This is a genomic window from Peribacillus sp. SRI_006 (assembly GCF_057586375.1).
In genome coordinates this window covers 1-15,529 of sequence record NZ_JBYCZT010000006.1, presented here as the reverse complement: position 1 = coordinate 15,529, position 15,529 = coordinate 1, and the positions used below count along the sequence as shown (strand labels likewise).

The following is a 15,529-nucleotide window of genomic DNA, read 5'->3' as shown; positions in this document are numbered from 1 at the left end:
CGGAATGTGATTATCGGGGTATTTGCAAGTGGAAAAATAAAAATGTTTATGTGAGGTTTCCTTACGTGGAAACTATTGTTTAATCCATCAAGATGAAATATAATCATTAAAAGATAAGTTAGAATTTTCAAACTATAAAGGGGGAGCTTGATTGTCTGAATTTATTACGTCTTTAAATGGAGTTTTATGGAGTTCGCCAGTCATTTATATTTTATTGGGAGTAGGTTTATTATTCTCGATTTTGACCCGTTTCCTGCAAGTGAGGCATATTAAGGAAATGGTCCTTTTGATGTTCCAAGGAAAAAGTTCGGAAGCGGGGGTTTCCTCATTCCAGGCCTTATCCATAGCCCTTTCAGGTCGGGTCGGTACAGGTAACATTGCAGGGGTGGCCACGGCTATCGCCTTTGGCGGTCCCGGAGCCGTTTTCTGGATGTGGGCCATAGCCTTCATAGGAGCGGCCAGTGCATTTGTGGAATCCACTTTAGCTCAAATTTATAAAGTCAAACAAGACGGTCAATATCGAGGGGGACCAGCCTATTATATTGAAAAAGGAATGGGCGTGAAGTGGTTTGCTGTTCTTTTTGCATTTGCGGCCCTTATAGCCATGGCCATCCTTATGCCAGGTGTTCAATCCAATTCGATTGCTGCCGGGGTGGAAAATGCATTCGGCATCAAACCGGTGTTCACTGGTTTGGCCATTGTCCTTTTACTTGGCTTCATTATATTCGGCGGTGTAAAACGGATAGCTAATGCTGCAACCTTAATCGTCCCTTTTATGGCCCTTGGTTATATATTGCTATCTGTTGTCATCGTTCTAATGAATATCACAGAATTACCAGGAGTCATCTCTTTGATATTCAGAAGTGCCTTCGGGTTGGATTCCGCATTTGGGGGGATCATTGGCATGGCGATAGCTTGGGGAGTGAAACGCGGCGTTTATTCGAATGAGGCCGGCCAAGGGACAGGAGCTCATCCTGCGGCTGCGGCGGAAGTATCACATCCGGCAAAGCAGGGGCTTGTTCAAGCATTCTCGGTTTATATCGACACATTGTTCGTTTGTTCCGCTACGGCCTTCATGATTTTATTTACAGGCATGTATAATACACAAGCGGAAAATGGTTCATTTATCGTCAATAATTTGGGAGATGTAACACCTGGTCCAGGGTATACACAAGCGGCAATTGATAGCGTGATCCCAGGTTTTGGTGCTGGCTTTGTTGCAATCGCCCTTTTCTTTTTCGCTTTTACGACGATCATGGCCTACTATTATATCGCTGAAACCAATATCGCCTATTTAATGCGCAACCGGAATGGTAAATCGGCTATGTTCGCCCTGAAGCTCATCATCCTGGCGGCCAGTTTTTACGGATCCGTGCGTACGGCAGAGCTGGCTTGGGCATTAGGGGATGCGGGTTTAGGCATTATGGTATGGCTCAATGTCATTGCCATTTTAATCCTTGCTAAACCGGCGCTCATTACGTTAAAGGATTACGAAAAGCAAAAGAAAGCAGGAATCGATCCGGTTTTCAATCCAAAAGCTTTAGGCATAAAAAACGCCGATTTTTGGGAGCGTGAGTACACCGGCGACAAGGAAAATGTTTCTTGAGGGAAAATGCTCTCTCTTGAATTCATTTAATAGAAGAAGATACATGAAAAACCAGCTCAAGTTATTTACGAGCTGGTTTTTCATGGTTTTGCGATAACCAGGGGGGATAATATGTTAGCCAAATTAGCTCAAGAAATTGTGAACATAACAAGTGAAGGTATCGTTCATGATGTACTTATCACGGATAAAGACGGAATGGTTCTTGGTTCAAGCGATAAGCCGGGAAATTCTTGTTGGGGGCACTCCGCAAAGTGGTAGGACCATTGAAACTCTGGTCTTGGCAACTATCGAAAGAGGAAATCATGGATTTCATTCTTACAGGAACGCCTAAAGTTTCCGTATAAGGTGAGTCCAGTAAATAGGTAAAGCATGAATAAGGAGAGAAGAAACTGGCAGTCCTCGCCGCGTTTCTTCTCTCCTTCGCTTATTGAATCGCCCGAACTAAAAAACGGGACGCTCTTTAAGATCTCTGCTTTATAAGCTGTAAATCGATGTATAGTTGCATTCTCGAATGAAAGTCATCAAAATCGATTGAGGTGAGATCGGTTATTTGATTCAATCTATATTTCAATGTGTTGGTATGAATGTATAGCTGTTCCGATGTCGGTTTGATCCGGCAATTGTTCAAGAGATATATTTCCAGTGTTTGAAGGAGTTTGGTTTGGCTTTCCAGGTCCTTCTTTTGAAGAATTTCTAAATCCGTATTGATATAATTCGTTTTAGTATGATGGTTGGAGATCATTTCGAGGTAACGGAAAATCCCAAGCTTTCTATATTGGAAGGGAAGCTGTTCGGGTTCACCGATGAATTTGGCTGCGTTGATCACTTCCAGGGCTTCGAGATAGGATTTTCTTAATTGAAGAATCGAAGAGTACTCATTTCCGATTCCCGGGAATACCTTTTTGTCAGTAAATTGGGAAAGAACGGTATTCGTTAAATCATTGGCGCTATCGGTAAGCAGGTCTTTCCCTTTTCCGTTGCTGCCAATCAGGACGATGATCTTCAATTGGTTTGTGAATACATGGGTAAAATGATTCAGCGCATTGGCGAACAGACTGACTGTATCCGCTAATTCATCGAAATGTTCCGCATCTGATTGAGCGATGGTAAAGACATTGATAAGGAAAGTTTCCGGAATGAGAAGACTCATATTGGCGGCTTCCCATTTTATTTGGTTTTCCGTTTGATAGACTTCGTCAATGACCTTTTGATAAAACTCATTTTTTTCTTCATCTTTTTTCATGTTTATCTGTTTTTTCTGATAAAGAAGCTTGCCGATATGATGGGAAACCTCGTGTAAAAATTCCAAATCGGAATCAGTCATCATTTCCGTTTCTTGGACCCAAATGAACCCGAAGACCTGTCCTTTATGGACGGCGCTCACAACGACCCTTTGATTTAACCCGATTTCCTCGATTTGTTTCACCCTAAAAGGATGCTCCACTGTTTTAAGCTGTTCGACAATGCCCTCATCCATGAATTTTTCCAGGATTGGAATCGGCCAATGCTTTGTGAAGATGGTTTGCCGATTGGCTTGGTCGAAGTGCTCGATATAATATGAACTATATGCCAGCAATAAAAATTGGTCATTTTCGATGACGACTGGTTTTTTTAAATAAGTGCTGACCATATCCGTTATATCGTTGATGTTTGTGAGAGTCAGAATTTTTTCTAATGACATATATGGCCCCCTGTAATTTTTTGAAGTATATGACAACTTAGTTTAATAATACGTTTAAACTAATGATGTGTATAGGGGCAAGAACAAAGAAGGAACGGTATATGAAAAAATACCGTTCCTTTTAGGGGTTTTATTTTTGTTTTAAAGTTTTTTCGAATTCTTCGAATTTCGCTTCTACTTCTTTTGATGGTTTTGCTGTTAGAAGACTGACCAGGATGATGGCAATCAAGCTTGCGCCAAAACCAGGAATCATTTCATAAAGCGTATCGGATAATCCTGCCATCGACCAGAAAATTACAGTAGCGGCACCAACGATCATCCCGGCTAAAGCGCCCCATCTTGTCATTCGTTTCCAGCAGAGGCTCAGTATGACCAATGGACCGAATGAAGATCCGAATCCAGCCCACGCGTACCCGACAAGTCCAAGGATCGTGTCATTTTTCTCCCAAGAGAGAATAAGCGCGATGATTGAAATGATCAGTACGGAAAGTCTACCGAGGAAAACAAGTTCTTTATCTGAAGCGGAACGACGGAAGAAGGTTTTGTAAATATCCTCCGTTAAAGAACTTGCCGTTACCAGAAGCTGCGAAGAAATCGTGCTCATGACGGCTGCCAGTATTGCTGAAATCAAGAAACCAGTAATGAATGGGTGAAATAGTATTTCCCCTAACTCTATGAAAATCGTTTCAGGATCAGCTAACTTCAGGTTGTTCTGGGAATAATACGTGATTCCGATGAATCCAGTCAACATCGCACCGACACTGGAGAAAATCATCCAGCTCATCCCGATATTACGGGCTTTCTTTATTTCCTTAACAGAACTGATCGCCATAAAGCGGACAATGATATGAGGCTGTCCGAAGTAGCCAAGTCCCCAGGCAAACAATGAGATGATGCCTAAAAAGCTTGTACCTGTGAAAATGTTCAATAGAGCTGGATCAATGGAACGTGGCGTGTCAATCGAAGGACCGAAACCGCCCACATGGATAAGGGTGACTATCGGTACAAGAACCAGGGCAACGACCATGATGATTCCTTGTACGAAGTCCGTCCAGCTTACTGCCAGGAATCCGCCGAATAAAGTATAGGCGACAACAACGCCTGTCAAGATCCATAAACCTGTATGGTAATCAAGGCCAAATGTACTTTGGAATAACACTCCGCCTGATACCATTCCGGAAGAAACGTAAAAGGTAAAGAATATCAGGATAACCAAAGCGGAAATGAGTCTTAAGATCCGTGAGCCCTCGCCAAAACGATTTTCCAGGAAAGCGGGGATCGTAATCGAGTTATTGGCGACTTCCGTATAGGTTCTCAATCTAGGTGCAACATACAGCCAGTTCATATAGGCTCCTAATGTGAGACCGATTACAATCCAGATTGAACTTAGTCCTGTTGCGAACATGGCACCAGGCATACCCATTAAAAGCCAACCGCTCATATCCGCGGCACCGGCGCTTAATGCAGTGACAGCAGGTCCAAGACCCCGGTCGCCCAGCATATAATCATTTAAATTGGAAGTTCTCTTGTATGCGAAGTAACCGATGAGAAGCATGCCAGCCATGTAAATGCTGATCGAAATTATTAATGCGTAATCCATAAAAGACTCCCTTCGTGATGAAATATATAATTTTTTGTTTTAAAAGAGGAAGCAACCTATTTGTCACTTCCTCCATTTAACTTCATTTTGGTTTCCATATCCAGAATGGAGGATACGGAAACCATAGGGATTTCAAATCATCTTCAAAATAGCTCTATGGAACATTATCAGAATGTTTCGGATGTTGTTTTGGCTTGCATATGAAGCTGCAAGTAGTCCGGTCCGCCTGCCTTGGAATCAGTTCCTGACATGTTGAACCCGCCGAATGGCTGATAACCTACGATTGCACCAGTACAGCCGCGGTTGAAATACAAGTTCCCGACATGGAATTCTTCGCGTGCCTTTTCCATGTTAAGGCGATTTGTCGTAATGACAGCCCCAGTCAAACCATATTCAGTGTTATTGGCAATCTCAAGAGCCTCGTTAAAGTCCTTCGCTTTTGTGAAGGCAACGACTGGCCCGAAGATTTCTTCTTGCATCAAGCGGCCTTGCGGATCGACATCAGCAACGATTGTCGGTTGAACGAAGTAGCCTGTAGAGCTATCTCCTTCTCCTCCAGTCAGAATGCGTCCTTCTTCGTTCCCGATTTCAATATAGCTCATGATTTTGTCAAAAGCAGCTTGATCGATAACCGGTCCCATGAAATGATTTTCTACAGGATTACCAACTGTAAGCTGTTTTGTTAATTCAACAGCGCGAGCCAAAACTTGATCATATACATCTTCAACGATGACAGCACGGGAACAAGCAGAACATTTTTGTCCAGAGAAGCCAAATGCAGATTTCACGATCGATTGAGCAGCCAATTCAAGATCTGCCTCTTTGTCGACGACGATTGTATCTTTTCCACCCATTTCAGCGATGACACGCTTCAGCCAAATTTGGCCTTCGTTCACTTCTGAAGCACGTTTGTAAATGCGCAGACCTACATCACGTGAACCTGTGAAGGAAATGAAACGTGTTTTAGGATGATCGACAAGGTAGTCGCCGACCTCTGCTCCGCTTCCTGGAACGAAATTCAACACACCTGCTGGAAGGCCTGCTTCAAGCATCACTTCAACGAATTTCGCAGCAACGATAGGAGTAGTGGAAGCTGGTTTCAACAGTATCGTGTTCCCGGTAACGATAGCGGCAACAGCTGTACCTGCCATGATCGCAAATGGGAAGTTCCAAGGAGAAATGATGATGCCTACTCCTAATGGAATGTAATCATAGCGGTTGAATTCTCCCGGACGGCTTTGAACAGGCACACCATCTTTAAGAGTCAGCATTTGACGAGCATAGAATTCAAGGAAATCGATTGCTTCCGCTGTATCAGCATCAGCCTCATTCCAAGGTTTTCCCGCTTCTTTCGTCAATAACGCAGAGAATTCATGCTTGCGTCTGCGAATGATGGCAGCTGCTTTGAACAAAACGTCAGCGCGGATTTCCGGCTTCACTTTTTTCCAGCTTTCAAAAGCGGTAACAGCTTCTTGCATGGCTTTTTCAGCAAGGTCCCTATTCGCTTTCGATACGCGGCCGATGACCTCTTGCTTATCTGCAGGGTTGTATGAAACGATTTTCTCATCAGTCGTCACTTGCTCTGCTCCGATATAAAGAGGGTAGTCTTGCCCTAAGTAGCCCTCAACAGTTTGAAGTGCTTCCTGATATGCTTTTTTGTTTTCCTCGTTTGTAAAATCAACAAATGGTTCGTGTTTATATGAAATCATTGATAATCACACCTTTTAATAGATTTTTTGTAGCAATTAATAATGTTGAAGGTATATTTAGCTTCTGACCATCCCTTTGAAGGCAAAGGCAATATTGGATGGCCTTTCTGCAAGCCTTCTCATGAAGTATCCATACCAATCCATACCGTATGGTACATAGACGCGCATTTTGTAACCTTGCTTGACCAGTTCGTATTGAGTCTTGTTCCTCATGCCATAAAGCATTTGGAATTCGAATTGTGTATTTGGGATGTCATATTTCTTGGCCAGCTCTTTTGTATATTCGATGATTTTGTCATCATGTGAGGCAATGGCCGTATAATTTCCGTTAAGAAGACTTTGCTTAATCAACTTTTTATAGTTTTCGTCGACATCATTCTTCTCGGGAAAAGCCACCTCTGGAGATTCCTTATAGGCACCCTTTACGAGACGCAGGAATGGCTTATATTGGCCAAGGTCCTCCAAATCCTTCTCTGTGCGGAATAAATATGCTTGTAGAACAGTACTTATGCAGCTGTATTTTTCTTTGAACTGTCTAAAGATATCGATTGTTGCCTGACAGCGAACTTCATCTTCCATATCGATCGTGACCATGACTTTATGTTTTTCGGCTGTATCAAGAATTTTCGTCATATTTTCAATCACTAGTTTATGATCGATATCAAGTCCCAAAGAAGTCATTTTCAGAGAAACCTGTGAATCAAGTTTTTCCCTGCTGATCATTTCGATGGTTTCGATGCATTCTGCCGTCCGTTCCAGAGTCACTTCCTTGGAATCAACGAATTCCCCAAGATGGTCGACTGTAACCGACAAGCCGCTATTATTAAGTTGTTTAATGAATTTAATGGAACTTTGGAAATCAGTTCCCCCAATGATCTTTCCAGCAGCAAAATTTCCTCCGCTTTTTTTAGCAATATTATTAAGCAGGTTATTCTTAGATAAAAATAAGAAAAAGTCCCTTGTAATGGCTTCCATATAAAGCGCACCCCCTAAGAAGATGTATTTCTTAAATTAAGCTTAAGGTTTTTCGACAATATTCTCAATGTTCTTAAAAAACAATAATTCTGTCATTTCTTTGTCGGTTTTGGACAAATGAAAAGGTTTACATTTCTGCAGTTCTAATGAAGGTTTATCTTTTGACTTAAAGAGAAACGCTAGAGGTAAAGCCTTTATTAGTGATTAGGACTAATATGAACGCGTTTAAAAGTGGCAACTCGACCATAATCATCCAATGCGTTATAATGAACCTTATTTAACAGAATCGGTCAATGTTCTAAGAAAAAACGATAAATGAAGCTTTCAGACGTGAAATCGGTGAAAAACCGTAAAAATAAGTGCATCGGCAAGTCGGGGAGGATAATGAATGGATGCTGTACTTGAAGAACTTAGAGAAACATCGGGATTGATAGTAGGATTAATAATGGCCCTGGTAATTTTGGGTCTGATCGGTTATGCCCTTACGAATGTAAATGAATCCATCGTGTCACCTGTGGTTCAGTTCATAAAGAAAATGGTCGGCCGAAAATAGCTCAAGCGGAATACATAACCTTTTGTCCCTAATCGATAACTAGCCCTTGTTTAAAGAAATCCCTGCAGGGTTTGTCTAAAAGGGACAAAAGAACCTCAATACATATCAGCCGAGAATGAAGAAAATCCCCCGCTCCTAATGGAAGTGGGGGATTTTAATTCAGGGGATGTTGAATCTCAGCTGAACTTTGAAAAGCCGGGGCCGTTGGAATGAAGGTTATTTCCGAAAGGAAAGCTTGGGTTTTGGGAGCATGGATAGGAGTGTATGAACAAGAATTGAAAAATACATTTAGGCCCGCCCATAAGCCAGGCCTTTTTGTTTACAAATCAAAGTAGTCATCTGCCTTTGCGCCTGCATCTATACTTCGAACCGCCTTCATGATTTTCTTTAAAACCCCGGCTGACGGCACATACCTTGGATCGCTGCAAACTCTGCTTATCGTATTGCGTGAAATTCCTGACGCACTTACAAACTCCTCTTGGGTATATCCGTGCTTATCGATTAATTTACCGACCTTGCTTCGCGGCTTTCTCTTCCCGAATCTAAACATTTGATAACCTCCTAGAATGATTTACTAGCAGTCTCGTCCAGCTTTCACAAAAATATACACATAGTTTCGCAAATGTTTGGGATACAAAGTTGAAAAGCGGTTCCCGGGTTGGTTGTATGATGAAGCTTCAATTTCTTTGAATTTATTTCCATTTAAATTATAATAATAAATAGGCAGCGAACACAGACTGAATAATGTAAATGAATGGCTAATTCATATGTACCTTAGGAGGAAATCATGGGAAGAATAGTTCATTTCGAAATTCATGTGAATGACATGGAACGGGCAAAGGCGTTTTATGGAGAGGTGTTCGGATGGTCATTTCAAGACTGGAGTGATTATGCAGGGATGCCTTACTTTGGAGCAGTGACTGGCAATGAGAATGAACATGGCATCGATGGTGCTTTGATGCAGCGCCAAAGTGCTCCGCCGGAAACAGGCCAAGCGTTAAATGCATTTGCGTGTACCATTGGCGTGGAAAACTACGATTTAACGGAAGCTAAAATTATCGAGAATGGCGGCAAGCTCGCAATGCCCAAATTTGCCCTGCCCGGAATGGCTTGGCAAGGATACTATATCGATCCCGAAGGCAATACTTTTGGAATTCATCAACCCGATGCGAATGCAAAATAGAGTGGATAATAGGTGAATTAAAACATGGAATCACGATACACGGAAGCCGTGCTTGATCATGTACGCAATATCTGTCTTGCACTGCCGGAAGCTGTTGAACATATTGATGGTTTCGGTCACAATACTTTTAAAATCAATGGAAAATCCTTCGTGATTTCTGGTGAAAGCGAGAAAGGATTCAGCTTGTCATTCAAGTCAGATCGAGAAACTCAAGAATTATTGCTACAGAAAGAGAAATATTTCAAAACCCCATATATAGGACGTCACGGTTGGGTTTCCATTCAAAATCCGGATAGGGAAGACTGGGATGAATTGACCTCTCTAATTCAAGAAGGTTATTTACGTGCGGCACCGAAACGTATGGTAAAGAAATGGAATGAGTTGAATACAAAGTGAAGAAAGGCGGACGATCTGCCTTTCTTTATTTTTTACGTGTAAGAGGGACTCCGGAATTTGGAAAATATAAAGAGAGGGATTGTTGTCCCTCATCAGAAGAACGTTTAAAATTAATAGTAGGTTATGATTTGTATCTTATAATAAGCAGCTAACTTTAAAGATTGCGAGAATCAATCAAGATTTGATTGAAGGAAAGGTGTTTGGTTGAAGTGAATGTTGAATCTTTTTTTTCTGAGAACATTAAAGCGGCACTTAAGAATGATCCGCCCGGTGCATGGATGCCAGATCTGCCAGATGGTTGTATTCGCTTGAGTTCAGGCTATCCTGATCCTGCTCTCGTTCCTGCTGAGGAGCTTAAGGAAGCTGTAGCCAGACTTCTTGATGAGGAGCAGGATTTGCCGCTCCATTATCTCGGAAGTCCGCGAATTCCAAGACTAAAGAAGCAAATCCAGAAAAGGTTGGCAGAGCGTGGAATTTGCGTTTTGGAAGAACAGCTTTTGATTACATCAGGAGCTTGCCAGGGGATTGATCTTATTGCCCGCGTTCTTCTTGATGATAAAGCGGTTGTAGCAGTAGAGTCTCCCACCTACATGGAGGCTTTGGAGATTTTTCAAAACTATACGAAACGGATTATTAGTATACCCATAGATGAACAGGGACTCCAAACATGCCGATTAAAGGAAATGCTGGATGAAAGGAAACGCACAGGTCAAACCCTCCCGCGTTTTTTATATACAATCCCAACTTTTCAAAATCCAACTGGAACGACTATGACAAATGAGCGCCGGGAGCATTTATTGGAGCTTTCCATCGAGTATGATTTCCTCATTCTGGAGGATGATGCATACGGGGAATTATCCTTCGATGAAAATCCGGTACCAATAAAATCTATTGATAAATGCGGGCGAGTCTTCCAAGTCGGGTCATTATCCAAGGTTGTTGCGCCAGGAATGCGGATTGGATGGATAGCGGGAGAAAGTGAATTCATCAAGGCTTTTGAATGGTTTAAAAAAGATTTAGACCATCCGTTTGCTCAAAGTTCAATGGCTGTATACTTAGAAAATACCGATTTTGAGAAACGGCTCGACCTTTTAAAAAATACGTATCGTTCTAAATGCACTGCGTTAATCCATTCGATGGAACAATTCCTTCCAGAATCCGTTTCCTGGTATGTTCCAGATGGCGGTTACTTTGTATGGGTGAGAATTCCAGGAGCGGATACATCGCTGTTATTATCACAGGCTCTGGCTAATGGTGTTTCATATGTTCCAGGGAAATACTTTTTCTTGGATCAAAACGATGGAACTGAGTTTCTCCGACTCTCGTTCAGTTATGCCGATGAGAAAGAAATGATCGAGGGAATACGAAGACTAGGGCAGCTTATCGCATCTAGTGTCCTGAAGGATTGTTAATTTGTTAATCTATTAGTTATTTCGATGTATTTGTGCGCCTGCTTCCTTAAAAGGGGGTAGGTTTTTTCTTTATATCTGAGTTACCGACCATGAGAGAGGAAAAGGCTCATACATTACGTTTAAAAAAAGTATGAAAATTTTATCGCAGTGATTGAAGAAATATTAGGGGGCAGTGGTGGACAAATTGACAAAAAGAAAAAACCCTTGATATATCAAGGGTTTTCGGAAATGGAGCATAGCGGGATCGAACCGCTGACCTCTACGCTGCCAGCGTAGCGCTCTCCCAGCTGAGCTAATGCCCCGAATTGAGGTACAATAATTATTGTATCGGATTTTGGTGAAAAGTCAATATAAAATATGAGATTTTTGCAAAAATGATAAAAAATCCGTTTGAGGACAGTCAAACGGATCAGACTAGAGACGCGATGAATCACGTAGCTACAGATTTTTTGTTTATACGATTGGATGTAAAAGACCTACCGCAAAAGATTTCATGTTAATCCATCTCTGGGTTCATTTTCATTTATCACGTGCTTCATCAGATTCTAGTATTTTAAGTTTATATTTTTTTACTTATCCTGAATTATATCCGTGATGGTGTATGTTTTAACATCAACACGTGCAATGGAGAGATCCCGGTTTAATACATAAGCCTGATCCCCATCCTGGCTAAAGACGATTGCTTGCCTAGGTTCTTTGAACCCCCCGATTGTCTTAACTACGCGGTGATCAGCGACATTGATCACGTCAATCGTATGATCAGCTTTGTTGCTTGCGAAAAGGAGTTTATCATCAGGAGATAGAGCGGCGCCATATGGCTCGCGTCCCACTTTGATTTCACCCTTTATATTACCATCTAGCGTATCCACTGCGGAAATGCTGTTGCGTCCGCTGTTGGCTGCATATAATGTTACTCCATCAGTGGTAATCGAGATTCCGCGAATACTGGAGAACCCTGTTATTTCACGAATGATTTTTTTTGTGGCGGCATCAACGATAGACACTTTATCTCCTTGAAAGTTCGTGACAAAGATATATTTTCCGTCCGAAGAGACTTTAATGCCTTGCCTTGGTTGGGCGAAACCGGTAATGACGTCAATCGGTTTTCGTTTTTCCAGATCCACAATCGTGACGGAATTGTGTGCTTGATTGTTCACATACAATGTCTTGCCATCCGGACTGACAGCGGTCCCGAATGCACCTGGACCAACGACAACTTCATCTTTCAAGGTGAGTTTTTTTAAGCTGTAAAAACGAATCGTACCGAGAGTACTATCAGAGACGATAAACTCTGAGCCGCCATCAATAAACACGATGTTTCTCGGTGAACCGAAGCCGTCGATCTTTTTACGCAACTTGCCTTTGGTAAGATCATAGACCAGGATGGATTGTTCACGGCTATCCGAGACAATCGCTATTTGTTCATCCGGGCTTACGGCAAGGGAATTGTTGGTGATGTGGGTGTCGAAGTCTGTCGCCAACTCTGGGCTTTTACTTTCAATAGAAGAAGCACCTAATACTTTTGGTATGAAAAACACAAATAGTAAGGATATCCATATACTTTTTACCTTCATTTTTTTAAACATCACTCACCTCGGGAAATTATTTTCTTGATAATGGTTAATATCCCTGTCAATATCATGCTGGTTGTCCTGACCACCTTCCTTTAAAATATTTAAGTCAAGCAGGAGTTCGTCCTTTCACTATATATAAACGAATAGAGCAGGATATCGGTTTGGTCATTTTGTAATTATAATAAATGTATAGAGTGGACCCTTAGATGAATAATGGATTTGGCCACAGTGAAGTCACGTAACACTAGACTTCCTCCCTGACCGATGGATGGATAGTAAATGTCCATATATAGGTGTTAGATTCTGATACTGGAGATAAAAACTGAGGATGTGGAAGTTTCGATTGGTTTAAGCAGGCAAGACTTAGCCATTCATTGATGCCCATCTGGACTTGCCAAGGGGGCAAAAATGTTTAACGGAGTGGACTCGTATAGGTATGGAGGAAAGTTAAGAAGAATTTCAAAAGGGGTTCGGAATGTTTAATTCCCAACCCCTTTTATGAACTGTTTGAGTGCAGTCAAACGGCCTTTAATTTTATACATTTTCGATTTCCACCCGTGCAATTTCCTTAAGATTGGAGACGGTGTAATACACTTCCGATGTTCTGACTTTGTGATCGACCAGAACTTTAAGGGTCAAAAGGTGGTTGTCATTTGCCACATCTTTGATTCTGAGATTCTTGATGAATATTTTTTCGTCTTTGATTTTTTTCAGTACGATTGCAATGTCATCTTTATTTTGTACGACCAGCTGCAGATAGATTTCTTTTTGCCGTAACTTCATCGGTCCGAGCCAGGTGACGATTGCAGGCACCAATTCCACACTAATGATCAATAAGATGACGCCGGCTATGGCCTCGAGAAAAAAACCAGCTCCAACGGCAATCCCTATTCCCGCCGCTCCCCAGATGATGGCGGCTGTCGTTAAACCGGATATGCTGTTGTTGTCACGCCGGAGAATGACGCCAGCACCTATAAAACCGACGCCGGAAACGATCTGGGCCGCAAGACGCAAGGGGTCCATTGTGATATTAACGTCTTCGCTACCCGGGAATTTATAAGCGGATTCCATGGAAACGATCGTTAATAAACAGCTGACGATTGAAATGACCAGGCTTGTTTTTAATCCAACGGGTTTTCGTTTCATTTCTCGCTCTAGGCCAATAATTAGTCCAAGTAGAGCTGAAATCCCCAATTTGATTAGGATTTGCAGTTCCGATTGAGGGTCGAATGTCCATTCCATTTTGTTTCACCACTTCCGAATTATTATCGAAGAATAAAATCGTCTGTTGCCATATACCCGTTTTTCAAAAAAAACTACCCTAATAATTTTAACATAGTAGAATAGAGTTCTATGTAACGTAATTCCGTTGAAAGGAGGAATCTAAGTGCAAATGCCAAAAGTGAATCCCTATGTAGCGTTGGCAATCGGCGTGGCATCCGTATCGTTTTCGGCCATCCTTGTTAAATTGGCGACCGCTCCATCGGGTGTTATCGCCTTTTACCGTTTATTATTTACCGTCCTTCTTATGCTGCCGGTTTTCATGGTGAAATACCGTCATGAACTTAAATTCATTGAAAAAAAGGATTGGCTGTATTCGATTGCGGCAGGAGTGTTTTTGGCTTTTCATTTTATCTTATGGTTTGAATCGCTTAATTACACATCGGTCGCAAGTTCAACCGTCCTTGTAACCCTCCAGCCTTTATTCGCTTTTGCCGGAGCCTACCTGTTTTTTAAAGAAAGATTTTCAGTGAAGGCAATATTGAGCGGCATCATTGCGATAGCAGGCAGCCTTGTCATTAGCTGGGGTGATTTGAGAATCAGCGGCATGGCGCTTTGGGGAGATATTCTTTCGCTTGTCGCATGTGCGCTCGTAACCGGATATTTACTGTTTGGTCAAAATGTCCGAAAACGCATCTCTTCTATAACATATACATTTGTCGTGTATGCAATCAGCGCCGTCGCCTTGTTTTTTTATGTGATCTTCAAGGGAGAGACATTGGCGCCTTATCCTGCTTCCGATTGGATCTATTTCGTTTTGCTTGCCATTTTCCCGACTTTATTAGGACATTCTTTATTCAATTGGTCACTAAAATGGTTAAGCACATCGACGCTTTCGATGGGAATATTGCTTGAGCCGGTGGGAGCGACAATTCTGGCTTACTTCATATTAGATGAACCGATACTCTGGACGCAGGTCCTTGGAGGTACCATCATATTGGGTGGTTTGATGATGTTCTTAAAGGATGAAAAGAAAAGCAAGGAACATAAAGAGGCGCAAGTCTCCGTATAAAAGCAGTAAGTCTCCCGACTTACTGCTTTTATCTAATATGGGTGAAACAAATAGGTGATCCGTGTGAAAATCAAAGCGAAAGTAAAGCTGAATAAAAACGTCGTACCATTCACCTTGCCTTTTTCTCTGCTGAACTTGATGGCTTCATAAAAAGCGGTACTGAATAAGTAAAGGGCCATACTGTAGGAAATGAGTAATCCGATTAATGGGAGATTCATTGCTTCACCTCATGGAAAAAGATATCTATATATGACTATTTGTGTTTCTTTGGAAATATGCTTCGTTTATTCATAAAACATGGGCATGGCCCGGATGTAGGGGAGGGGTGTGATGATGTAAAGAATATATAGAAGGAAATAGGTGAAAATGTTTTTTTTGAAAAAAGTTTTAAAAAACGTATTGCAAACATTTTTAGTACATGGTATATTATTTCTTGTCGCTAAGACAGCAACTTAAACAGCTAACAAGTTGTTAAAAAAGATTTTAAAAAAGTTGTTGACGAAACGTGACAGAATGTGTTACATTATAGAGGTCGCTTCTGAGAGAA

Annotated in this window: 15 protein-coding genes and 1 tRNA gene; 7 read left to right on the top strand and 9 right to left on the bottom strand. The window is 41.7% G+C overall.

What is annotated here, in order from left to right:
• The first annotated feature begins 151 nt into the window (after positions 1–151).
• Together AC2YHV_RS09710 and AC2YHV_RS09705 are read left to right on the top strand one after the other, a co-directional pair.
• A complete protein-coding gene (locus tag AC2YHV_RS09710) occupies positions 152–1,606 on the top strand; it encodes an alanine/glycine:cation symporter family protein (RefSeq protein ID WP_057277977.1) in 1,455 nt (484 codons plus the stop codon).
• 111 nt (positions 1,607–1,717) lie between these two features.
• Positions 1,718–1,864, top strand: a complete 147-nt coding sequence (locus AC2YHV_RS09705) for a sugar diacid recognition domain-containing protein (protein WP_487373104.1) — start codon at positions 1,718–1,720, stop codon at positions 1,862–1,864.
• A gap of 202 nt (positions 1,865–2,066) precedes the next feature.
• Here the strand turns inward: AC2YHV_RS09705 and AC2YHV_RS09700 are convergent, their stop codons facing one another.
• The 4 genes from AC2YHV_RS09700 to AC2YHV_RS09685 all read right to left on the bottom strand — a co-directional run bounded on the left by AC2YHV_RS09700 (position 2,067) and on the right by AC2YHV_RS09685 (position 7,571).
• Positions 2,067–3,287 carry a PucR family transcriptional regulator gene (locus AC2YHV_RS09700; RefSeq protein WP_487373103.1) on the bottom strand — a complete coding sequence of 407 codons (1,221 nt, stop codon included), beginning with the start codon at positions 3,285–3,287 and terminating at the stop codon, positions 2,067–2,069.
• Between the two features lie 130 nt (positions 3,288–3,417).
• Entirely contained in the window at positions 3,418–4,887 is a 1,470-nt protein-coding gene (gene putP / locus AC2YHV_RS09695) for a sodium/proline symporter PutP (RefSeq protein ID WP_214807683.1), read from the bottom strand.
• Between the two features lie 167 nt (positions 4,888–5,054).
• Positions 5,055–6,596: an L-glutamate gamma-semialdehyde dehydrogenase gene (pruA, locus tag AC2YHV_RS09690; protein ID WP_034310468.1), complete on the bottom strand. Its 1,542-nt coding sequence runs from the start codon at positions 6,594–6,596 to the stop codon at positions 5,055–5,057.
• A gap of 57 nt (positions 6,597–6,653) precedes the next feature.
• Positions 6,654–7,571, bottom strand: coding sequence for a proline dehydrogenase family protein (locus tag AC2YHV_RS09685; RefSeq protein ID WP_057277972.1), 918 nt, complete (start codon positions 7,569–7,571; stop codon positions 6,654–6,656).
• A gap of 388 nt (positions 7,572–7,959) precedes the next feature.
• Here AC2YHV_RS09685 and AC2YHV_RS09680 point away from each other — a divergent pair, with 388 nt between their 5' ends.
• On the top strand, positions 7,960–8,124 hold the full coding sequence (locus tag AC2YHV_RS09680; RefSeq protein ID WP_156500233.1) for a hypothetical protein: 165 nt from the start codon (positions 7,960–7,962) through the stop codon (positions 8,122–8,124).
• Positions 8,125–8,443: 319 nt separating this feature from the next.
• Here AC2YHV_RS09680 and AC2YHV_RS09675 read toward each other — a convergent pair whose 3' ends face one another.
• The gene (locus tag AC2YHV_RS09675; RefSeq protein WP_034310472.1) at positions 8,444–8,674 is read right to left on the bottom strand and encodes a helix-turn-helix domain-containing protein; all 231 of its coding nucleotides are present in this window, start codon (positions 8,672–8,674) and stop codon (positions 8,444–8,446) included.
• Positions 8,675–8,911: 237 nt separating this feature from the next.
• On the opposite strand from AC2YHV_RS09675, the gene AC2YHV_RS09670 reads away from it, so the two are divergent.
• The 3 genes from AC2YHV_RS09670 to AC2YHV_RS09660 all read left to right on the top strand — a co-directional run bounded on the left by AC2YHV_RS09670 (position 8,912) and on the right by AC2YHV_RS09660 (position 11,115).
• Positions 8,912–9,307: a VOC family protein gene (locus AC2YHV_RS09670; RefSeq protein ID WP_063574828.1), complete on the top strand. Its 396-nt coding sequence runs from the start codon at positions 8,912–8,914 to the stop codon at positions 9,305–9,307.
• 24 nt (positions 9,308–9,331) lie between these two features.
• Positions 9,332–9,703: an MmcQ/YjbR family DNA-binding protein gene (locus tag AC2YHV_RS09665; RefSeq protein WP_063574829.1), complete on the top strand. Its 372-nt coding sequence runs from the start codon at positions 9,332–9,334 to the stop codon at positions 9,701–9,703.
• 209 nt (positions 9,704–9,912) lie between these two features.
• A complete protein-coding gene (locus AC2YHV_RS09660; RefSeq protein ID WP_487373102.1) occupies positions 9,913–11,115 on the top strand; it encodes an aminotransferase-like domain-containing protein in 1,203 nt (400 codons plus the stop codon).
• Between the two features lie 229 nt (positions 11,116–11,344).
• Here the strand turns inward: AC2YHV_RS09660 and AC2YHV_RS09655 are convergent.
• The 3 genes from AC2YHV_RS09655 to AC2YHV_RS09645 all read right to left on the bottom strand — a co-directional run bounded on the left by AC2YHV_RS09655 (position 11,345) and on the right by AC2YHV_RS09645 (position 13,931).
• Positions 11,345–11,417, bottom strand: a tRNA-Ala gene (locus tag AC2YHV_RS09655).
• A gap of 267 nt (positions 11,418–11,684) precedes the next feature.
• On the bottom strand, positions 11,685–12,701 hold the full coding sequence (locus AC2YHV_RS09650; RefSeq protein ID WP_487373101.1) for a beta-propeller fold lactonase family protein: 1,017 nt from the start codon (positions 12,699–12,701) through the stop codon (positions 11,685–11,687).
• 522 nt (positions 12,702–13,223) lie between these two features.
• Positions 13,224–13,931 (bottom strand): MgtC/SapB family protein, encoded by a 708-nt coding sequence (locus AC2YHV_RS09645; protein WP_412993659.1) that lies wholly within the window; start codon positions 13,929–13,931, stop codon positions 13,224–13,226.
• 151 nt (positions 13,932–14,082) lie between these two features.
• On the opposite strand from AC2YHV_RS09645, the gene AC2YHV_RS09640 reads away from it, so the two are divergent.
• Positions 14,083–14,982 (top strand): DMT family transporter, encoded by a 900-nt coding sequence (locus tag AC2YHV_RS09640; RefSeq protein ID WP_487373216.1) that lies wholly within the window; start codon positions 14,083–14,085, stop codon positions 14,980–14,982.
• 32 nt (positions 14,983–15,014) lie between these two features.
• Here AC2YHV_RS09640 and AC2YHV_RS09635 read toward each other — a convergent pair whose 3' ends face one another.
• Positions 15,015–15,200, bottom strand: coding sequence for a hypothetical protein (locus AC2YHV_RS09635; protein WP_034310479.1), 186 nt, complete (start codon positions 15,198–15,200; stop codon positions 15,015–15,017).
• Positions 15,201–15,529: the final 329 nt, after the last annotated feature.